The sequence below is a fragment of the Paenibacillus sepulcri genome (assembly GCF_042647105.1).
GTDB classification, from domain to species: Bacteria; Bacillota; Bacilli; order Paenibacillales; family Paenibacillaceae; genus Paenibacillus_Z; species Paenibacillus_Z sepulcri.
Genome location: NZ_JBHRUP010000001.1, coordinates 39,911 through 60,161, shown reverse-complemented (window position 1 = coordinate 60,161; position 20,251 = coordinate 39,911). Strand labels below are relative to the sequence as shown.

Here is a 20,251-nt window from a genome sequence, read left to right as displayed (position 1 = left end):
AGATGCGCATACTTATCGTTGACGACGAGTCCGAAATCCGCGACTATTTGGCGGGATTACCGCAATGGGAAGAGGCAAGGTGCACGGTCGTCGGGACAGCCGCCAACGGGGAGGAGGCGCTGGGACTGATGGAGAGAACGAGTCCCGACGTACTGTTGACCGACATTCGCATGCCCGTAATGGACGGCATCGCGCTGGCCGAGGCGGTCCGGGCGACGCGTCCCGATCTGCCGATTATTTTCCTTACCGCGCATCATGAATTCGAGTATGCGAGACAAGCGGTCCGTCTGGGCGCCGCCGATTTTATTACGAAGCCGTTCAGGCCGGAGGACATCGTGAGTGCGGTGGAGCAGCTGCGAACAAAGGAGCGCGACGATTGGCTGGAGCGGGATTCTTTCTTTACGGCAATCGGCGGCGAAACGCTATGCGCGGAACGGAAGCGGGAATGGCTGCGGGACCGCGGAATCGAAGACGGAAACTTTGTATTGCTTTATGCTGAGCTGGATCATGTGCACGGTCTGCAATATTCGCGAAATCCGTTTGCGCTGAAGCAGGTTCGTAAGGCGCTTGAGACCGTTTCGAAACGGGAGGGAACGACGGCCTGGATGTCGGAAGCCTCCAGCGGGGTCTACGTGCTTCTGCCATGCCGGTCGGATTCGGAAACAAATGCATCCCGGAGCATCGAATTCGCGAAACGAATGATCGAAGCGTGCGAGTCTCAGGAAGGACCGAGCGTTTCGGTCGGCATCAGCCGGACGATGGCTTCCTTTCTCAAGCTTCCGGAGGCCATCGGGCAAACCGGCGTTTGCATGGACTATCGCATGCTGCTCGGCAAAAAAACGGTGCTCGCCTTCGATGCGATCGAGACGATCGTCAGCGAGAAGGAGAAAGAGTCTCTCTCATCGGTCAACCGGGTGGCAGAGCTGCTGCGCACCGGAGAAACGGACGGCATCCGCGATTCGATTTCCGCCGCTTACCGCCGCATGCTGTCCGTCGGCGCGAGCCGAAAGGACATCCAGCATTTCTGCATCGGGATGGTTGAACGATCGGAGGACGTGCTGCTTGAGTTTGGCATCGAGCCGGACGCCCGAACGGCGGTCGAAATCCGGGAAACGATGCTTTCCAGTTTGATCCTGACGGATATGATGAAATCGCTTGAACGTTATCTGCTGGATAACGCGGAAGAAATCCGTCGCCTTCTGTCGCAGTCTCCAAAGCGGCTCGTCGCGGAAACCAAGCAGATCATCGACCGGGAGTATGCGTCCGAGCTCACGCTGCAAACACTGGCCAAACGGCTGAACGTGAATTATTCCTATCTGAGCCGTCTGATCAAGAAAGAAACGGGCGTTAATTTTACGGATATGCTTTGGGAATGCCGCATAGAGGCGGCCAAGGTCAAGCTGTTGAAAGACGACCTCAAGGCTTACGAGATCGCTTATGCCGTCGGCTTCAAGGATTCGGCCCACTTCAGCATGCTCTTCAAGAAAATGGCGGGATGCACTCCGAGCGAATACAAGCGCCAGTCCGGCGGTAAATTGCAATAAAGAAAAACCAAAACCCAGCCATCGAACATTCCCCCCATCCAGGCTAACATGGAAATGTAAGCGATAATGCGTCAAGAAGGGGTGCTCACATTGAGGAAGAATGCAATCATATCATTGCTTGCCGTGCTTTGTCTGATGCTTGTGCTGGCGGCGTGCGGCGAGGGGAACTCGGGGAACTCAGGCAATGCCGACAATGGGGGCGCGGCGGCGAACAACACGGAGAACAACGCTACGGACGAAGCGGCGAACGATGCGGCGGGCGGAGAAGCCGCAGACGCTTCGAAGGACAAGGCGTTTACGATCCGCATCGGCTCCTGGTTCCTCGACGACCGCCCATACCAACAGGATTTCATGAAAGCGGTTGAAGAGGGCTACAAGAAGGTTTATCCCAACGCCAAAATTCAGTGGGATATTACGCTCGGCGCCACCTATTTCGACAAGCTGAAGGCGCAGTTTGCTTCCGATTCGGCACCCGACGTCACTTTCTTCCAGAAGAAGGACTGGTTCAAAGCCGGCAATTTCATGGACCTTTCGAACGAGCCGTGGGTCGGCCGCCTGTCGGATGCCGGCAAGAAATCTCCTGCCGTCTTGTATGAAGGCCAACTACTCGGCGTGCCGCTCGGAAGCACCCCGGCCGGGGGCGTATGGTACAACGCGGACATGTTCAACGAACTCGGTCTGAAGCCGCCGACAACGGTGCAGGAATTTATGGACGTCTGCGAGAAGCTGAAGGCGGCCGGCAAAACGCCGATTGCGCTCGGATTCAAAGACGCCTGGACGGCGCAGTTGTTCATGTCGTTGTGGATCCAATCCTACGGGTTTGCAAGCGATCCCGAATACGGCAAAAAGATGTACGACGGCGTGATCAAAGCGGACGATCCGGCGATCCAGGCGGTCTATAAAAATCTTCAAACGATGAAGGAAAAAGACTATTTCAACAAAAACGCGCTCAGCATCGATTGGCCGGCTTCCGCTCAACTGTTCGCTTCCGGCGACGCTGGGATGATCGTACAGGGGCCCTGGATGCCCGGCGCAAACAAGGACAATATTGAGAAAGGCAGCTACAAGCCGTTCCAGATCGGGTTCTTCCCGTTCATGGACGACAAAGGCAATACCCAAATTCCGGTCGGCACCAACGCAAGCCTGGCGATCAACGCCAAGACGAAGCTGGTCCCCGAGTCCAAGGCGCTTGTCAATCTTATGACGACGCAGGAAGTTCTGGCGCCATGGCTCGCAGGCGAGGGCTCACTGCCTTACTTCACGGACGTGCAGGTCCAGTTTGACGATCCGGTCATGGATGCCGTGAAACAGTATGTGGATAAATCCTCATTTGCCAACAGATTTGAAGACTTTATTCCGGCAAGCGCTGCCACTGCGATGACGGATCTTGTCACGAAGGTTATATCCGGCGCACCGTTCAATCCTTCCGATTTGAAGGCTGTCCAAGACGCTTTCGAGAAAGACAAGGCGACCGTAGTGCTTCCGTAGTGATCGACCTTACGGCACGTACCCGCGTCCAGCCGCACAGCGGCTGGACGCGTTTCATCTTCGGAAAGGAGCCGCTACCATGAATCTCAACCGCAGGCAGTATTGGACGGGCGTCCTGTTTTTGCTCCCGGCGCTTGTCGTATTTCTACTTTTCTTCTATTATCCGTTCCTCGAAAGCGTCTATTACTCGTTCACCCGCTGGAACGGCAGCGGCAAGCCGGAATTCATCGGATGGGACAATTATGTCAATCTGTTCACCGATCCGCACATGACCGACGGCCTGAAAAATTCACTCAAGATGGCTGTCTTCGGAATTGTCGTCCAAAACCCGCTGGCGCTGCTCGTTGCGGTGCTGATCAACAAACGGTTTCGGACGGGCGCTTTTATCCGCACGGCGATCTATTTCCCTGTCATCATCAGCCTCGTCGTCGCTTCCGTTGTGTGGGGGCAGCTGCTGCAGTTTGACGGCTTCTTCAACGAAATTTTGAATCGGCTCGGACTCGAATCGTGGACCGAGGACTGGCTCGGCACGCTCAAGACGTCCTTCCCGACGATCATCCTGCTCTCGCAATGGCAGGCGATCGGATTCTGTGCCGTCATCTATCTGGCTGGCCTCCAGTCGATCCCGCCGGATATGTACGAGGCGGCCGAGCTGGAAGGAGCAAGAGGCCTCACCCTGTTCCGGAATATTACTTTGCCGATGCTGATGCCTACCGTGACCATCGTGTTGTTCCTGACGGTGGTCGGCGCGCTGAAGCTGTTCGACCTGCCGTATATTATGACCAACGGCGGTCCCGGCACGTCTTCCTACACGATGTTCCTGGCCGTCTATAACGCCGCCTTCAGGGAAAACAATTACGGGTACGCGACGGCGGGCGGTATTTTCCTCGCGGTGGCGATCATTGCGGTCTCTGTCGTCCAGCTGTCCATTACGCGCAAACGGGAGGTGGAGCTCTGATGGAACGCAAACGGGCTTCCCTGCCGACGGAGATTGTCCTTATCGTCGTCGGGCTGCTGTTTTTATTTCCGATTCTGTATTTGCTTCAGATGTCCGTCAAGCATCCGGGCATTTTCTACAAGCCGCTTACGCTGCCGGACCGGCTGTATCTCGACTATTATAGCAAGGCGCTGCACGGCGACTTTTTCCGCAGTTTGGCCAATTCGGCCATCGTTACGGTCGGGGCGCTCGGATTGACCATCGTGATCGCGTCCATGGCCGGCTATACGCTTGCCCGGCGCAGCGACAGGCTGTTCCACTACGTGTTTCTATTGTTCATGACCGGCATGATCATCCCGACCGTCGGATCGCTCATTCCGCTGTTCAAGCTGGTAAACGCGCTGCAGCTCGGGAATACGCGGACCGTGCTTGTCATCTTGTACACAGCCGGATTCATTCCGTTCGCTACGTTCCTGTATTCCGCGTTCACGAAATCGATTCCGCGCGAGCTGGAGGAATCGGCGGGTATCGACGGCTGCGGCCCGTTCCGCATGTTCTGGACGCTCATGTTTCCGCTGCTGCTGCCGGCGACGGGCACTTTCATTCTCACCAACGTTTACGGCATCTGGAACGATTTTGTGACGCCGCTCATTTTCCTCAACTCTCCGGAGAAAATGACGCTTATGCCCATGATCGTCCAGTTCATGTACAACAAGCAGTCGACCAACTATGGCCCCGTGTTCGCGCTCTGCGTGCTGGCCATGATCCCGCTGCTCGTCCTGTTTATTTTCACGCAGCGGTTTATGTTGAAGGGTCTCGTATTGGGGTCCGTAAAAGGTTAGCGAAAAGGAGCGCACAAGAGAGGAATGATCCCAGCCGGGCGGCAAAATCCGAAGCATAGGGATGCCTCGTCCGGATTGGCTGGAACTGAAGAAGTAAAATTCAGCAAATACGAAGTCAATTGCACCTAGTGGAATTGACTTCTTTTTATCTTATGATGGGGATGCTAGCGAATTTAGATATGAAAACAATTACAAATTTATGCAAAAGGGAGATGAGGATTATGTTCAAAAGAATGTTCATTCTAATCTTTGCCTTGTTCAATATGTTTTCCATGACGGGAGGACCGACGGCCTCCGCAAACACGCAATCCCCCGAATTGCTGGTCAACCCGGGATTCGAGAACGGCCTGACAGGCTGGGATGCGCAGCTCGCGTCGTTATCTCTTGATACGGCGCAAGTTCATTCCGGCGGCTCCGCATTGATGATTTCGAACCGAAGCAAAGACTGGAGCACAGCCGTGCAAAACGTGACGGAGGCCCTTGAGAGCTACGGAGCCGGACACTATCAATGGAGCGCATATGTGAAGCTGTCGGCACCGCTCGGAAGCGGTTCGTGCAGCCCGCTGCTTGTCCTCAAATACAATGACGGGTCGGATCATTATGCCACCACGAGCCGCGTGGCTATTAACGACAACAGCTATGCCAAGCTGGAGGCGAACGTAGATCTTACCTGGAACGGAAATCTGAATTATGCCCAGCTGTATGTACAGACCGGGACCGGCGGCACCGAATGTCTTGCCAATATCTACGTTGACGATTTCAGCCTGGTAAATACGGACCGCTCGACCCCATTGCCGCCGCAAACGGGCGATTCCGACGTTAATCTCGCGCTGAATAAACCGGTAACCGCTTCCAGTACTTTAGGCAGCGCCTATAGCCCTTCTTATGTAACGGATGGAAACGCGGATACGACAAACGGGCTTGAATGGGCGGCGGACGTTTCGCAGGAGCCGCAGTGGGTTGTCATTGACTTCGGGACGAATACTGCGTTCAACAGAGTGGAATTTTATACCCGTACAGGGTACGAGCTGAAAGAATACGAAATTCAATATTGGAACGGCACCGGCTGGACCAACCTGATGAATAAGATTAGTGATCATACATCGGACCATCATTCATATGTGTTTAAAACCGTTACGGGGGCCAAGCTGCGTATCTATATGACGGAAGGCAGCGTTCAACAAGACGTGGCGCGTATCGTCGAAGCAGAGGCGTATTACGACCCCAACCTGGCTTTGAATCGTACGGTAACGGCTTCGAGTACCCAAAACGCGGCTTACAGTCCTTCCTATGTCACGGACGGAACCGAAGATACGATTTCTTGGCATGGTTGGGCGGCGGACGTATCCCAAGGACCGCAATGGGTGGTCATCGATTTCGGCGAAACGGTAACCTTCCAAAGAGTGGAGTTTTTTACCAAAAACCAATACGAACAAAAAGAATATGAGATCCAGTATTGGGACGGAGCGAATTGGATCAATTGTTTTCCCAAGGTGACCAATAATACGTCGGATCATCATTCGCATACGTTCTCCCCGGTCAGCAGCTCCAAGTTGAGAGTTTACATGACGGCGGGCAACGTGCAGCAGCCGAACGTTGCGCGGATCAACCAAGTGGAAGTATTTAATACGACGGGCTTGTATTCCGAATATTTTCCCGACCCGATTCCTCAGGATATCGCGGACCGACAAGAAAAGACGATAGTAGGAGCGATCAGATGGGACTGGTGGGGAGCGACATCCGATCCCAACAATCCGGGTACCGAGACGCAAATGACGCTTTCGCCAGGCGAATACCATTTCAGACTTCCCTGGTATGCGACCGTAACCGGAGCCGACTCCGTCAGTATCCCCCAATATACGCAGGAGATCGTGGATGAAGAGATCGAATACGCCAATAATGCGGGTATCGACTACTGGGCATTCGTCATGTACGAATCTCCAACCGCCAGGGACTTGTATCTCTCCAGCGAGCACAAGGATGATGTGAAATGGAGCGCGATGCTGGGCGCGTCCGGCTATAGCTTGAACAATTACCCTTGGCTGGTGTCGCAATTTAAAACGTCGAATTATCAGAAGGTGCTAAACGGAAGGCCGCTCGTTTATGTTTGGAGCTCGAATAAAGTGATCGTCGATACATTGCGTACGGAATGCGAGAGTCAGGGTGTCCCCGATCCTTATATCGTCATTATGGGCGCGAACGGAAAAGTAATGAAACAGATGCAAGGGGACGCACTAAGCAACTACGTCAATCCGGTTACGGGCGGCGCGCCGTATTCCGATATTATCGCAAGCGACCATGGGAATTGGGACATTCTGGCCGGTTACGGCGCGCAGGTCATTCCTACGGTAACGACGGGCTGGGATCCGCGGCCGCGCATCGATAATCCCGTTTCTTGGGCTAGTTACAGTTTGGACGACTGGGCTCAAACCGCAACGCCGAGTGAAATCGCGGATAATCTTCAAAACGCGTTGGACTGGAATGAAAGCCATCATTCGTCGAGCCTTCCGAATGCGGTTCTGATGTATGCCTGGAATGAAAACGACGAAGGCGGATGGATCATTCCCACGCTCGGAGCCGATGGTCAGCCGGATACGAGCAGGCTCGATGAAATTCAGTCGGTTTTGAGTCAGGATCTCACTCCGCCGACGATTGCGATCGCGGCACCCGAACCGAAATCCTACCAGAACGCCGATGTTTTGACGCCGCAAATTCAGGTTGCGGATACCGGGTCGGGCGTCGACGCTGGTAAAATCGTCATGAGTCTGGACGACAGAAAGGCAAACATATCGAATACGGCGCCGCTGATATTTTAGTGCGGGACGCGAATCAATATCGTGGAATCGAAAGGATGAATCAAGATGGCTGAATCGGCAGAAGTGGCGGTGTACTATTTTCCAAATTATCACGTAGATACACGAAACGAGGAGTGGCATGGAAAGGGATGGACCGAGTGGGAGCTAGTCAAAGCGGCAACCCCGCGATTCCCTGGGCACGAGCAGCCCAAAGTACCGCTCTGGGGTTATGAGGACGAAGCAGATCCGCATGTAATGGCTCGCAAAATGGCAGCGGCAGCGACGCATGGGATCGATTGTTTCATCTTCGACTGGTATTGGTACGATAACCTCCACTACTTGCACAGGGCGCTTGAAGACGGATTTTTGCAGGCGGCAAACCCGCACGGTTTGAAATTCTCTCTGATGTGGGCAAATCACGATTGGCTGGAAATTCATCCGGCCACCCGCTGCAGGCCCTATCACCAACGCACGACCGGTTCGGTATCCGGGCATGAATTCCTGGATGCAACCAACTACATGATCGAAAAATATTTCCGCAGCGATTATTACTGGCGAGTGAATGGGGGGCTATACTTCTCCATTTATGATTTGCCGAGCCTGCTTGCCGGGTTCGGCAGCAGTGTCGAAGAAACGCGCCGGCAGCTCGACATGTTCCGGACGCGAGTGCGGGAGGCGGGGCTGGGCGAGCTTCATTTGAATGCCATCGTATGGGCAGTGCCGAATCTTCCCTCCGAGCAAAAGGTGGAGAACCTGAACGATTTGATCAACCGGCTCGGCTTTGACAGCGCCACCTCTTACGTATGGATCCACCATAATCAGATTCCGGAATTCCCAGCCTATTCCTATGCGAAATATTGTGAAATGTCCGTCCGCGACTTCGATACCTTTACGAATAAATTCGATCTTCCGTATTTCCCCAATGTAACGATGGGGTGGGATTCGAGTCCGCGGACGATCCAGACCGACCGATTCGACCATCTTGGGTATCCGTTCACACCGATTTTGACCGGGAATACACCCGAGGAATTCAGACTGGCGCTCAAGCAGGCTAAGGCATTCCTTGATGAAGGCATTACAAACCCGAAGATCCTCACAATCAATTCGTGGAACGAATGGACGGAGGGCAGTTATCTGGAGCCGGATACCAAGTACGGTATGGCTTATCTGGAAGCGATACGGGATGTATTCGGGCAGTAGGAACCGGTTCTTCTAGATTATGAAAAAGAGGATGCCCGTTCAAGGCAAACTGGACGATCAAGGCGAGTATACGGTTCGGCGCATTTCAACTGCTGTGCTGTCCCAGGCGTATTTATTCGCTGCAACAATGGCCCGGTGCAGTTGCACCGGGCCATTCGTTCTGGGTTACTCACCTACCCGGGTACATCAAGGGATTGAGCGGACTGTCGATCAAGTCACCCGGTTTCAGGCCCGGCAACCAACGGGCAAGGTCGCTTTTGCGCGCGTTCGTGTCCGGCTCCAGCACCTTCGTCCGATCTGCCACGTAGATGATGGTCATGACCTCGCGTGTGTTAGGCGTCGGATTGCCGGGCGCGCTGTGCAAAGTCCAGCCTGCGTGAAACGTCGCGTCACCGGCCGCCATCTCACCGTATGAGACAAGCGGGAAATTCTCAGCCTCGATATACTGGGCGAGCGTCTTGTGCGATTCATCGGAAATGACCAGCTTACTGATGTACCCGCGCTTATGGGAGCCGGATGCGAACAGCATGGAGCCGACCTCCTGCGGGATGTCGACCAGCGGCATCCACAGAGTGATCGTATTTTCGGTATCGACCGGCCAGTAAATCTGATCTTGATGCCATGGGGTATGGCCGCCGCCCGGTTCCTTGAACAGTGCCTGATCGTGATACATGCGAACACCGGAGGCGCCCATTAATTGCGCGGCAATTTGGGCGAAGCGGCGCGCAAATACGAACGGGCTAACGGACTCGCTGAATTCCCATAGGTTGCTAATCTGGATGAACGCCTTGCCATAGGTATCCCGTTCGTACAGCGGACGGGTTTCCTTGTTTAGCCGAGTCACTTCGGACTGGATGATGGGGCGGCACCAATCTATCACGGACGGATTAGCCACGGCTTTCAGAAGCAGATGTCCATCCTGCCGATACGAGGCGATTTGTTCCTCGGTCAGCACGTATGCCTGATTCAAATCTTCATCAAATTGAATATTGTCGATCATTTGGAATCACTCCTCCCTTATTATCAATCCAACTATAACGTAGAAAATGATAGTATAATTTAGAATAAGGAGGGGAAAAGTTGGATTTTTCCGAAATCATTTATCCGAGAAGAAGACAGTGCACGGCGGCGGATCTGTCGCCAAGCGTTCATTGGGCTCAGCGTCACATAACCGAACGCAGCAAGGAATATCCGGAACGGCTGATTTACGATCATGAACTTCTGTATGTGCAGACCGGCGATATCGAGGTGTATGTCAACGACAAGGAATATCATGCCACAACCGGAGCACTGGTGTACTTCGGTGCCGGTGTTCCTCATCGGATAAAGGTGCTTAAGGGAAGAGAGGCAAACTTTCTCGGTATTCATTTCGATTACTTCGACGAGCATGAGGTGGCGCGAGACGAAGACATTATCGTCGTCGAGCCGCATCCCGGACCGGATCAGTTCTGTGCGGAGCCAAGGATCGAGGAACTGGCCGTGCCTTCCGAGACGCCGGTGAGGATTCCGCCGGCTTCCATTGTCGCTTCCATGGAAAGGGTTATCGAGGAGTTTACGCTTCGACAATCGGGATATGAGGCGATCGTTCGGGGCTACATGCTCCAAATCGTTGTCGAACTGCTGCGGGTTCCATCAGCCGGGGCGACGGAAGCGCCGCATTTGGGGATGCTGGAAGAACTACGCCAATGGATCGAGCAGCATTACGGCAGTGACTGCTCAAACGCCGCACTGGCGGCGCGTGCCAATTGGAACGAAGATTATCTGGCGAAGCTGTTCAAAGCAGCATTTGGGCTTACGCCGAATAAATACGTGCAGTCGATCCGTCTAAGGGAGGCAAAACGGCTGCTGCGGGAGTCCGCTCTTTCCGTCGAGGAGATTGCCGGTTTGACGGGCTATGCCGATCTTCATTACTTCAGCCGACTGTTGCGCCAAAGAGAAGGGCTGTCGCCCAGGGAATACCGCAGATTGGCATCTGTCTATTAATCGCAATTTAACAATTTTTTTTCACTATGCGATGTAACAAAGAAGGATGAAATCGATATCGTTTGGTTAGCCGGATGTGGCGACTGCAGGTAGCTCCTAATGAGAGAGGGGGACCTGTTTTGAGAGACATCGTCCCGGCTACGAAAAACAGGAGACAAATCGAATGGGGAACGAACAAAACCCATTATTCGCGATCACGAAACGAATCGGTTGGTCGAGGCGGGATGGTGTGCGGTTTCAGTTCACGATCCAAGTGCCAGACGTTGTCCGGGTATGCAATGAGCTGGAAGTGCGGGGCGTTAGGTTATTGAATGGACCGATAACGCGCCCCTGGGGGCGACGGACGGCTTGTTTTGCCGATCCGGACGGGCATGTGTGGGAGATTGCGCAGGTGCTGTAAAGAATTGCAATTACGGGGAGAGGATCTGGATGTTAAACGATTCTTCGGCTATTATCGAGCAATACATGCGGAATCTGGACAGATATTCGATAGAGCAGTTGCGATTTAAATGCAAAGAAAACGTATGGTCGGTCGGGCAAATGTATATCCACGTGATCGAAGTGGCGAAAGAGTACATCGGGCATATTGAAACATGCACCAAGGCAACACACGAAGAGCCTGAAGGCAAGACGGAAGACGGAACGAAGGCGCTTGCCGAAAAAGAGTGGCCCAATATCCGTGTGAAACTTGAGGAACCGCCCAACGCGACAAGCAACCCCGAGAGCAAGGATGAAATCATAGCTGGCCTGGAGCAGGTGCTAGAGAAGTTGGCCTACTGGGGGGGGGTGCGTAGATGAGGCGAATCCGGCTTGCAAGGTGCGCCATGGCTGGTTTGGCTGGCTCAACGCGCGTGATTGGTTTGAGATGGTAGGTATGCACAGCAGGCACCATTTGCGCCAGCAGGCGAAACTGGATGAGAAACTGACGGTGGCAGGCATAAGATAGCCCGATATTCTAAAGCTATTTGCTCACTATGATTAAGCTAACTGGTCACGACAAGATGGAGCTGCGTCTTCTCTTAACCCAATATGAACTGCTCCAAAAGAAGTTTGAAGAATTGGAAGCGCACTTGGATGAACTGCTGATGCAAATTCCGTTTGTCCCGCAATTATTAGCGATTAAAGGGATTGGCAGAGACACCATAGCTGGATTTCTCGCTGAAGTAGGGGACATTGAGCAATACCGGCATCCAAAGCAGATCATAAAGCTCGCGGGGCTGAACCTGAAAGAAAACACCTCGGGTAAGCACAAGGGGCAGACTAAAATTACAAAGAGAGGCAGAAAGAGGCTACGAGCTATACTCTTCCGTGTAATGATGCCGTTGGCAGCCAAGGACGCAGCCTTTAAAGCGTTGCATGAGTATTACATGAAACGACCGGATAATCCTTTGAAAAAAGATGCAGTCCCTCTTCGCCTTATGCAACAAGCTCATTCGGGTGCTGTTCGGCATATTGAAAAAGGGACATGAATTCATTTTCAATTTGGTTCCACATGAATTTTATCTGGTACACACGCTTTACGGTCAGATTCTAAGAATAGGTGAGCATTTATGAGCAAATCGTTTCTCCATAGAGGCAGGTTTCAAACAATAGCACAATGCTGAAGGGCTGCCACGCGGCGGTGCTTAGCTACGCTAACTGACAGTTTAACGCACAACAGGAGGCTATTGTAACTTAGCAGCCGTTCTGTAAGGGTAGTTGAAATAGTTTAGAATTGTGTTGAGGTCAGACAGACGTAATAATAGAAGAGAGGGCAACAAAATTTCCCAAAACAAAGGGAGGCAGGAGAATGTGTCGAACATGGACAAGGAGAAACAGGCTCTGGAGAAAGTGAAAATGGTGTATGAAACAGGCGAGATCATAACGACGAAAGTGTACAAGGTCAGCCCGGAGCAGAAAGAGGAACTCGAACGTCTGTCAGCTGAGAGGTTCGAAAAGTTGCGCGAGGAGGCTATACCGAAGATCCGCGAGCGCTACGAGCAGCTGGTCAAGCTCCGGCAGCAACAGCCGAAGGACGACGACGGTGGCAAGCCTCCGGGGGATTCCGCTAACGGAAACGATAGCGCAACCAAAACATAAAAGTGGAATTTATGGTATTTAAGAATGGGAGGTAGCTTATACTGACTGATACCATCCGGTTTATTAAATGGGCAGTTGAAAAAAATCGTAATGTGATACTAATATTAAAAAGCCAATACGCCAGGGGAACGATCAATACGCCCCGGCTACTGATAAATATACCTTCTAAATAAAATGGTCAACAAGTAATAACTGGCTGACCTTATAATACGACTGGGTACGATAGTTGAACCAAGCTGAGGCAGTTGCTCTCTTCCTCTGTTAAGCTAACGTTGCAGGATAGTTTCAATGATTTCGTGAATACTCAGGAGTGGTCCTTTCCGAAGTTCATAAAAAATGATAGGACACATATTTTAGGAGGGTTATATGAAAAATAATTTTACAATTCTAAAAAGAGTACCAACGATATCGGAATATACAAAACTGTGTTGTGCAGTTGGCTGGAAAGATTATATGAATTTTGAAGTTGCAGAAGAATCTTTAAACCAATCACAATTTGGACCTCTGTCAAGATAGTAGACACAGATTTTTTTCTTACGCTGCCTGACCGGGGTACATACGTTCGTAGTCAGAAGGCGTGTTATACCCTATCGTAGAATGGATACGTTGGTTGTTGTAAAAAACTTCGATGTATTCAAAGATACTCTTTTTCGCTTCTTCGCGCGTTTGGTATTTATTGAGATAAATCAGTTCTTTCTTTAGAACGCTGTGAAATGACTCGATGCAGGCGTTATCGTAACAGTTTCCCTTGCGACTCATGCTACCGGTCATTTCATATGTGTTGAGTTGCTTCTGGTAATCATGGGATGCGTACTGACTTCCGCGATCCGAGTGGTGCAACAATCCTGTACTTGGCTGTTGACGACCGTGGGCCTGTCTCAATGCCTGTAGTACAAGCTCTTTCGTCATCCGTTCACTCATGTGCCAGCCGACAATCTTACGTGAGTATAGATCGAGTACGCTCGCCAAATAAAGCCAACCCTCATCAGTGGGGATATATGTAATATCTGTAACCCACTTCTCATTCGGTTTACTTGCAGTAAACTCTTGGTTCATTACATTTTCTTGAACCGGTAGGGAGTGCTTAGAATTGGTTGTCGCTTTGTATTTCTTTACGGTCTTGGACCGTATTCCATTCTCCTTCATGATACGAGTAACGGTACGACGAGAGATTTTGACACCCTGTTGATGCAACCGTTCGGTGATTTTCGGGCTTCCATAAAGTTGCCTATTCTCATCGTATACTTCCTTGATTTGTTCCGTCCATTCCTTGTGCTGACGCTTACGTTCACTCTCAGGGCGCCCTAGCCATTTGTAATAGCCGCTACGAGAGACTTTCATTATGCAGCACATCTTCTCCAATCGGTACTCGGAGCGGTGTTCGTGGATGAACGTATATCTTACCGACGGTCTTTCGCAAAGAAGTGCATCGCCTTTTTTAAGATTTCGTTCTCCTCTTGAAGATCACGAATGTATTTTTGCATCTCTTTTATTCTCTGATCTTCTGGGACTAGGGCTTGTACAGCAACGATTTCCGGCTCACTGCCATACCTTTTCTCCCAGCCATATAATGTATTTGCATTAATCTTCAACTCGCGACCGATCTCTGCTACCGACTTCCCACTCTCCTTTATATATTTAACTGTTTGCTTCTTGTACGCTTCATCATACTTGATCTGTTTCATAGACACAGTGTCCTCCGCTCATCTATTTGAATCTAGTATAATCTGTGTCTACTACTCAGTCTAACTTCAATTTGGTGTTGTTGTCCAATACCAAGGCGAAGTAGTTGGAATGGGTAGGATAATTGGGGACGGGAGGATCTATTTTTACATTCAGGATATAGCAGTGTTACCTGAGTTTCAAAACAAAGGAATTGGCAAATTAATAATGGAAACAATCAAAGAATACTTAAAGGAAAATGCCCCTGAAAAATCATTTATTGGTTTGTTTGCAGCACAAGGCAAAGAATCTTTTTATAATAAATATGGTTTTAAAAAGCATGAAGGAATGACAGGAATGTTCGGGGTAATTCAAGATAATGATGTTAAGTGAAGATTATTTTTGTTACGCTCCCTCAGAGAATAAGGATTTTCTCGCGAATGCTCGCTCATTCGCAGAATTTCACATACATGTTTAAATAGGAGATTAAAGAATTACATGAGAGGGGCTAAGCAGTTTCGTTTGAGGGCATGCGGGAATAGAAGGTGTTGGTCTATTTACAACATCTCCCATGTAAAGATTTGCTGCACGCCTCTCTCCACAAGGTCCTTGGGATTCACTCTCCCAAATCTCAACGGGTCAACGCCCTCACATTCCTTCGTCCTATCTATCCAAGGGTGTGGAGTCCGATCAACGTTAACGGAACGGGTCTAAGCCCTAAAGCGTAAAAATCTCGGTACTCCGTGCTTTCTTTGTGAAATTCTGCAAATGAGCTAATCCGCTTGTCTGGGCTGCGAGTTTAGTTGTTTAAGCTGCTACTGGCGGTTGAGCTTTATTCGCGGAGAAAGTTTGTCCTTCTCGCGCCATAGCTACAAGCATTCGAGCCAATTTCCCAATCAACTTCATCATGGACTGCATTTTCGTCATTCGCTTTACTTCAATATTGTGTGCATGTAGGGCTTGGAATGCACGATTATGAGATAAGAGGTGAAAGACCGAGAAGTACAAATGCTTACGCAGCAATGAGTTTCCTCGTTTGGTTAGTTTAATGTGCCCTTTATACTTGCCAGAGCTACGTTCTGCTAAGTTTAATCCAGCCTTTCGCAATAACTGATTCCCGTGAGACAACTTACGTAAGTCCCCGCCAAATGCGAGTATGGCAGCCGCTGCAGGAACGGAAACGCCGACAGATCGAACGAGATCAGAACAGGGGATTTCGGGCAATAGCTTTTCAATCATCTCGTCCGCTTCATCAATGATGTGGCAGATTCGTTCATATTCATCCATGAGGTGCCGCAGTTCCCATTTGTCTTCTTCAAGGGCAGTAGTGTCTCCGACGCTATGTCTAGCGAGTGCTTGGAGCTCAAGCGCCTTGTTCCTGCCACGCATGCCGCCAGGTCTAGCCATGTACACTCCCCAGAGTTGTACCATTTGTTCCGGAGTTAACTGCACGATGTCAGATGGGGCTGGAAAACGACGCAAAGTGGCTAATGAACGAGGACTAAAAATATCTTCGAACGCTTGCCTGTATTCTGGAAAACGGATATCCAGCCAGCGGTGGATTCTGTTCTTAATGCGTCCGGATTTAACAACCCAATGCTCTCTGTTTGTAACCATAACCCGCATGCGGTGGAAGGCTTCTTCTTTGGGAGAGAAGGGCGTGTAGAACCCGCGACTCACCGCATCAGCAATGACCAAAGCGTCCTTTGGGTCATTCTTAGAGGGGGAGTTGTCTCTGTTTTCCTTATTGCGTTTGGTCGTCATTGGATTGACAAGGACAACAGAAATACCTTGTTTAACCAACCAATTGGCGATATTGAACCAGTAGTGACCGGTACTCTCCATTCCCACAACGACGTCATTCAAGTTGTGCATGTTCTGAAATTTACGAATACTGCTAATAAAATGCTCAAAGCCCGCATGATCATTCGAAAACATAATTGGGCGATTGGTGAGGACAATACCTCGAAAGTTAATCGCTTGAGCAGCATGTTTCTCCTTGGCAATGTCGATTCCAATGACAAGAGTGGAAGGGGTAATACGTTCTACACGTTGATTTTGAGCTTTTATTAGTCTAGACTTCATGATAACGCCTCCTAAGGTGAGTTCTGAGGGCTGCAACCCAGTACATACTCGTCCTAGCGGGGCGTTCGTTTTTCTGCAAACCGTATCTACTAACACCTACAGGAATGTTAACGGGTGCTATAGTGCAAAGACCAGGAACAGATCGCCGCGGCAGGCAACTGTTCCTTTTTCGTTGAAGTAACGGGCAGCATTCCTTTATAATCTACCTTAATTGTTGGTGTAGACATCGCGAAATTCAAACATGTGGCTCGAGCTCGGGACTACCGCGGAGTCGAGTTCGGGAAGCCAATTACGTTTGAGAATAATCGGGAGGGCCTTGTGTTATTCGTTCCTTGGTTCGAGAAAGTAGAGGGAGGTTGCCTTAATGAAAAAACCGGCACAATTATGTGCCGGTTAACTGTGCTTAGATTACATTTCTTTTATGATTTCTAAAAACTGATTGAAATCCTCGGATGGATGTAAGGGATAAAGCAAACCATAAGGCATTGTGAAATCCAAATCGCTGGGGATGGTCACTAACGACGGATGAACATCTACCCATGCATCCAATGTTAGCAGGACAGTATCACTTTGCTCGCAACGATTGAATACATCAATATCATAAAGGCGCGGAACATCTTTAATTTTGATTTTAGGATGGTTCATTATCAAAAAATCACGAATTCCATCAATTACTGCACTTTTTCCCCCTTTCACCACAGCCAACTTCTCACCATACAAATCTTTGACAGACAGTGTATTTTTAGAAGCCAGCCGATGGTTGCGAGATACGGCAAAGCAAAAGCGATACCTTCCCAGCTCAAGCAAACGGAGATAATTCTCCCAGTCTTCTGTAAGGTATGGCCCTACGATGACATCGAAGTGTTTGCCAATGGTACGATAAGTGGCTGGGAGAGTATAAGCATCATCCTCAAAATGGACGATTTTTATTTTAAACTGCGGATATTGGTCGCTGATTTCATTCCACAAATCCAGCAAAACCTTGCAGGGATTAAGTATGGAGGTGCCCACACGAATAACATGCTGACTTCCCTGTGCACCTTGGCGTATACGCAGTACGGCTTCTTGAAAACTCTGCAAAAATAATGCCGCATCCTTGTTAAATGATTTCCCTGCCTCGGTGAGCTCAACACCTTGGTTAGTACGAATCAAAAGAGGCATTCCTATATGCTTTTCCAACACATTAATTTGCTTCATCACAGCGGTTGGAGACACAAATAGTTTTTCAGCTGCCTTGGAGAAGCTACCCGTCTCTGCCACCTGAATAAAAGTATTCAATTGTTCATTCATTCATAGAACCCCTTCATCGTATAAACTTTTAGTTAATGCCATGCTAACTTATTTGAACTTCCGTTTCAAGTGCAAAACAGTTAAATTTGAGAGGCGCTAAAAGAATGGAAATGCCGATCTATTTTGCTCATTTCATGATCCGTTTATTCTTTCAGGAACCTGCTTGACCGATTCCTCCCATAAACGGTTTGGCCAATCTTCTCAAGGAAAGGAACATTTATTATGGAAATTCGTGACAAGGTCGTTCTTATTACTGGAGCTTCCGCTGGTATCGGCTTAGCCACAGCACGCCGTTTTGCCACTGCTGGTGCTAAATTAGCACTGGTAGCCCGATCTGCCGATGCACTTAATCATCTCGCCGAGGAATTGCAGAGCCAGGGAAGTGAAGCCGTCGCTCTGCCTGCTGACGTGAGCGATCCGAAGCAAGTTCAAAGAGTCATTGAGGAGACGGTGAGCCACTTTGGCCGCTTGGACGTGGTCATCAATAACGTAGGACAAGCTGCCGTTGGCACGATCGCTGACCTCAATCCTGATGACTTCCGCAAGACCCTGGACCTCAATGTGTTTGGACCATTGGCAGCTATGCAAGCTGTGATCCCTATCATGCGAGAGCAGGGGGGAGGGCTGATCATCAATATAAGCTCGGTGGTCTCCAAGATGCGTATTGCCGGAATGGCAGCCTATGCAGCTACCAAAGCCGCTTTGAATATGCTTTCCGATACGGCACGAGGTGAATTAGCCTCAGAGAATATCCGGGTGATTACTGTCTATCCGCGCTCAACCGCAACGGATTTTGGCAAAAACGCCCTGGGTGTTCGGCAGCAGCAGCGACAAGGTTCTTCCACTCCTGCTGATACCCCTGAATTCGTCGCAGAGAAAATCCTGGCTTCAGCTTTACACGAGCCAGATGAGCAATATATGGATTAATGAGCTTTTACTGTTCTTGCACATGAGGTGCGCGGAGCATTTTTGCCTGCCGGACGCGCTTACCCTCTCGGGATGTGCCGGTAAGTCAAGAACCATTTCAAACGCTTGACCGCAGAGAGCAGACTGCTTGTCTTACGATCGATGGCAATAGGCCCACTCAGAAGAAGGATGCACAAGGGTTTGGCTTGTGCATCCTTCTTTAGCTTTCTTTTAAAACCCATTGCAGCTGCACTCCAAGAGCAGTTTGGAATAAGCCTTAATAACCAGATCCGACCTAGTTCAAAGAGAATAGGCAAACTTGGTAAACTTAATCTTGAGCTGGAGTAAAATGCTGTTTTCCCCTGTGCCTGTGTGCATATAACTGACCGCGCATCCGTAACGGACGTCGCATGCTATCCACGAGGACGCTGCGCTCTTGCTCCGGCTGCCCTATGGGAAAAATTCTGGACTTTTTCTATTTTTGACGGATTGTCAAGCTAAGTGCGACACCTCACCCACGAACGATTGGTGAGAAGATATCCAACCCATGCATTTCTTGGCCGGTGGTTGATGAGGTGAAGGGCATGGGCCACTGCCGCCTAACCCGGTCCTCCAAAAACAAGCGAGTGATGGAGTATTGCGAGAAAACCGCAACATTCGAGCTTGATGATAGCCGTTTGATATGTGATGACTGCGCGCAAGCTCAAAATGAATTTGCTCCTTAAATGCTATTCCATATCTGAATGAACTGTGCAGCTTCTCCATCCAGGGCGAGCAGGATGTCCAGATCATCCTGATCTTCTGAAGCAAGATATAATTTATTTTTATTGACATCGAGAATGGAGTGCATTGCATCGGTATTTGTATCCGATTTGGTGGATGCTACCATAAGCGCCAAGGCTGTTTTGGATCTCCTTTTATCAATCGGATCCTGCTTGAAATAAAGCTTAACCAGATGAGGTTGTTCGTTTATGACCAGACCTAATTCAGCGTGGGATTTAACCGACAGATTTTCGAACGTCCAAAACGATTTACCTGGATCGAACCATTGAATCTCTTTTTTGCCAAGAAACTTTTTATATGCGTTTACTGCATCGGTATAACGACTTTTTCTCTTCTCGTTTGCACTGGTAGCTATGCTCTCTAAATAATCAAATGTTAATCCCTGCTCATGGAATTTTGGAATAGCATCACGAAGTCCCTTCCAGTAATCCGCCTCCACAGAGTATTCGTTGTACTTTATTTTACGGATCGAGGACACCTTCCCAGGTCCACTCGGCTTCAACGAGAAGTCAAGAAACTGAGTTAGGCTGATCGATATTTTTTCGATAGTGTTCATCTCCTTTATTTATAAATGCCAGTTTCCAACAAATTTCCTGCATCGAAAGATGGCTGAGATTACTCTCAACCGCATGGTTAACAGCAGAGGCAGATTGCACC

At 49.9% G+C, this 20,251-nt stretch carries 16 protein-coding genes and 4 pseudogenes; 15 read left to right on the top strand and 5 right to left on the bottom strand.

Going from position 1 to position 20,251, the window contains the following annotated elements; genetic code table 11:
* Window positions 1–2 precede the first annotated feature (2 nt).
* The 6 genes from ACFOLF_RS00280 to ACFOLF_RS00255 all read left to right on the top strand — a co-directional run bounded on the left by ACFOLF_RS00280 (window position 3) and on the right by ACFOLF_RS00255 (window position 8,806).
* Complete coding sequence (locus tag ACFOLF_RS00280; protein ID WP_210047143.1) at window positions 3–1,544, top strand: response regulator transcription factor; 1,542 nt, start codon at window positions 3–5, stop codon at window positions 1,542–1,544.
* A 90-nt stretch (window positions 1,545–1,634) separates the two neighbouring features.
* Window positions 1,635–3,032, top strand: coding sequence for an ABC transporter substrate-binding protein (locus ACFOLF_RS00275; protein ID WP_210047144.1), 1,398 nt, complete (start codon window positions 1,635–1,637; stop codon window positions 3,030–3,032).
* 79 nt (window positions 3,033–3,111) lie between these two features.
* Window positions 3,112–3,990, top strand: a complete 879-nt coding sequence (locus ACFOLF_RS00270; protein ID WP_210047145.1) for a carbohydrate ABC transporter permease — start codon at window positions 3,112–3,114, stop codon at window positions 3,988–3,990.
* The gene (locus tag ACFOLF_RS00265; protein WP_210047146.1) at window positions 3,990–4,811 is read left to right on the top strand and encodes a carbohydrate ABC transporter permease; all 822 of its coding nucleotides are present in this window, start codon (window positions 3,990–3,992) and stop codon (window positions 4,809–4,811) included. The genes ACFOLF_RS00270 and ACFOLF_RS00265 overlap by 1 nt, the downstream gene beginning before the upstream one ends.
* Window positions 4,812–5,032: 221 nt before the next feature.
* On the top strand, window positions 5,033–7,627 hold the full coding sequence (locus ACFOLF_RS00260) for a discoidin domain-containing protein (protein WP_210047147.1): 2,595 nt from the start codon (window positions 5,033–5,035) through the stop codon (window positions 7,625–7,627).
* Between the two features lie 45 nt (window positions 7,628–7,672).
* Complete coding sequence (locus tag ACFOLF_RS00255) at window positions 7,673–8,806, top strand: glycosyltransferase WbsX family protein (RefSeq protein ID WP_210047148.1); 1,134 nt, start codon at window positions 7,673–7,675, stop codon at window positions 8,804–8,806.
* A gap of 169 nt (window positions 8,807–8,975) precedes the next feature.
* Here the strand turns inward: ACFOLF_RS00255 and ACFOLF_RS00250 are convergent, their stop codons facing one another.
* Complete coding sequence (locus ACFOLF_RS00250; RefSeq protein WP_210047149.1) at window positions 8,976–9,806, bottom strand: phytanoyl-CoA dioxygenase family protein; 831 nt, start codon at window positions 9,804–9,806, stop codon at window positions 8,976–8,978.
* 80 nt (window positions 9,807–9,886) lie between these two features.
* Here ACFOLF_RS00250 and ACFOLF_RS00245 point away from each other — a divergent pair, with 80 nt between their 5' ends.
* The 6 genes and pseudogenes from ACFOLF_RS00245 (at window position 9,887) to ACFOLF_RS00220 (ending at window position 13,384) form a co-directional block, all read left to right on the top strand.
* Entirely contained in the window at window positions 9,887–10,789 is a 903-nt protein-coding gene (locus ACFOLF_RS00245; RefSeq protein ID WP_210047150.1) for a helix-turn-helix domain-containing protein, read from the top strand.
* A gap of 217 nt (window positions 10,790–11,006) precedes the next feature.
* A pseudogene (locus tag ACFOLF_RS00240) lies at window positions 11,007–11,189 on the top strand (VOC family protein); the annotation flags it as partial.
* Window positions 11,190–11,218: 29 nt separating this feature from the next.
* A complete protein-coding gene (locus ACFOLF_RS00235; RefSeq protein ID WP_210047151.1) occupies window positions 11,219–11,587 on the top strand; it encodes a DinB family protein in 369 nt (122 codons plus the stop codon).
* 200 nt (window positions 11,588–11,787) lie between these two features.
* Window positions 11,788–12,343 (top strand): annotated as a pseudogene (locus tag ACFOLF_RS00230) (transposase); the annotation flags it as partial.
* Window positions 12,344–12,580: 237 nt separating this feature from the next.
* On the top strand, window positions 12,581–12,868 hold the full coding sequence (locus ACFOLF_RS00225; protein WP_379114503.1) for a hypothetical protein: 288 nt from the start codon (window positions 12,581–12,583) through the stop codon (window positions 12,866–12,868).
* Window positions 12,869–13,234: 366 nt separating this feature from the next.
* The gene (locus ACFOLF_RS00220) at window positions 13,235–13,384 is read left to right on the top strand and encodes a hypothetical protein (RefSeq protein ID WP_210047153.1); all 150 of its coding nucleotides are present in this window, start codon (window positions 13,235–13,237) and stop codon (window positions 13,382–13,384) included.
* An 18-nt stretch (window positions 13,385–13,402) separates the two neighbouring features.
* On the opposite strand, the gene ACFOLF_RS00215 is transcribed toward ACFOLF_RS00220, so the two are convergent.
* Window positions 13,403–14,553, bottom strand: a protein-coding gene (locus ACFOLF_RS00215; protein WP_379114518.1) for an IS3 family transposase whose coding sequence is annotated in 2 segments (ribosomal slippage) — window positions 13,403–14,301 and window positions 14,301–14,553 — 1,152 coding nt in all. Because the reading frame shifts where the segments join, the coding sequence is not laid out codon by codon here.
* A gap of 70 nt (window positions 14,554–14,623) precedes the next feature.
* Between ACFOLF_RS00215 and ACFOLF_RS00210 the strand changes: the two are divergent.
* A pseudogene (locus ACFOLF_RS00210) lies at window positions 14,624–14,923 on the top strand (GNAT family N-acetyltransferase); the annotation flags it as partial.
* Window positions 14,924–15,337: 414 nt separating this feature from the next.
* Here ACFOLF_RS00210 and ACFOLF_RS00205 read toward each other — a convergent pair.
* Entirely contained in the window at window positions 15,338–16,615 is a 1,278-nt protein-coding gene (locus ACFOLF_RS00205; RefSeq protein ID WP_210047113.1) for an IS110 family transposase, read from the bottom strand.
* Window positions 16,616–16,825: 210 nt separating this feature from the next.
* Here ACFOLF_RS00205 and ACFOLF_RS00200 point away from each other — a divergent pair.
* Window positions 16,826–16,963, top strand: a pseudogene (locus ACFOLF_RS00200) (IS110 family transposase); the annotation flags it as partial.
* Window positions 16,964–17,023: 60 nt separating this feature from the next.
* Here ACFOLF_RS00200 and ACFOLF_RS00195 read toward each other — a convergent pair.
* Window positions 17,024–17,905: a LysR family transcriptional regulator gene (locus ACFOLF_RS00195; protein ID WP_210047112.1), complete on the bottom strand. Its 882-nt coding sequence runs from the start codon at window positions 17,903–17,905 to the stop codon at window positions 17,024–17,026.
* A 222-nt stretch (window positions 17,906–18,127) separates the two neighbouring features.
* Here ACFOLF_RS00195 and ACFOLF_RS00190 point away from each other — a divergent pair, with 222 nt between their 5' ends.
* Window positions 18,128–18,832: an SDR family NAD(P)-dependent oxidoreductase gene (locus tag ACFOLF_RS00190; protein ID WP_210047111.1), complete on the top strand. Its 705-nt coding sequence runs from the start codon at window positions 18,128–18,130 to the stop codon at window positions 18,830–18,832.
* Window positions 18,833–19,532: 700 nt separating this feature from the next.
* Here ACFOLF_RS00190 and ACFOLF_RS00185 read toward each other — a convergent pair.
* The gene (locus ACFOLF_RS00185) at window positions 19,533–20,072 is read right to left on the bottom strand and encodes a hypothetical protein (protein ID WP_210047110.1); all 540 of its coding nucleotides are present in this window, start codon (window positions 20,070–20,072) and stop codon (window positions 19,533–19,535) included.
* Window positions 20,073–20,251 lie beyond the last annotated feature (179 nt).

Bases quoted from the DNA above. Each gene is read 5' to 3' on its own strand.
- ACFOLF_RS00265 (WP_210047146.1), top strand. From the start codon at position 3,990: ATGGAACGCAAACGGGCTTCCCTGCCGACGGAGATTGTCCTTATCGTC.
- ACFOLF_RS00250 (WP_210047149.1), bottom strand. From the start codon at position 9,806: ATGATCGACAATATTCAATTTGATGAAGATTTGAATCAGGCATACGTG.
- ACFOLF_RS00220 (WP_210047153.1), top strand. From the start codon at position 13,235: ATGAAAAATAATTTTACAATTCTAAAAAGAGTACCAACGATATCGGAA.
- ACFOLF_RS00205 (WP_210047113.1), bottom strand. From the start codon at position 16,615: ATGAAGTCTAGACTAATAAAAGCTCAAAATCAACGTGTAGAACGTATT.
- ACFOLF_RS00270 (WP_210047145.1), top strand. From the start codon at position 3,112: ATGAATCTCAACCGCAGGCAGTATTGGACGGGCGTCCTGTTTTTGCTC.
- ACFOLF_RS00255 (WP_210047148.1), top strand. From the start codon at position 7,673: ATGGCTGAATCGGCAGAAGTGGCGGTGTACTATTTTCCAAATTATCAC.
- ACFOLF_RS00280 (WP_210047143.1), top strand. From the start codon at position 3: ATGCGCATACTTATCGTTGACGACGAGTCCGAAATCCGCGACTATTTG.
- ACFOLF_RS00195 (WP_210047112.1), bottom strand. From the start codon at position 17,905: ATGAATGAACAATTGAATACTTTTATTCAGGTGGCAGAGACGGGTAGC.
- ACFOLF_RS00235 (WP_210047151.1), top strand. From the start codon at position 11,219: ATGTTAAACGATTCTTCGGCTATTATCGAGCAATACATGCGGAATCTG.
- ACFOLF_RS00260 (WP_210047147.1), top strand. From the start codon at position 5,033: ATGTTCAAAAGAATGTTCATTCTAATCTTTGCCTTGTTCAATATGTTT.
- ACFOLF_RS00190 (WP_210047111.1), top strand. From the start codon at position 18,128: ATGGAAATTCGTGACAAGGTCGTTCTTATTACTGGAGCTTCCGCTGGT.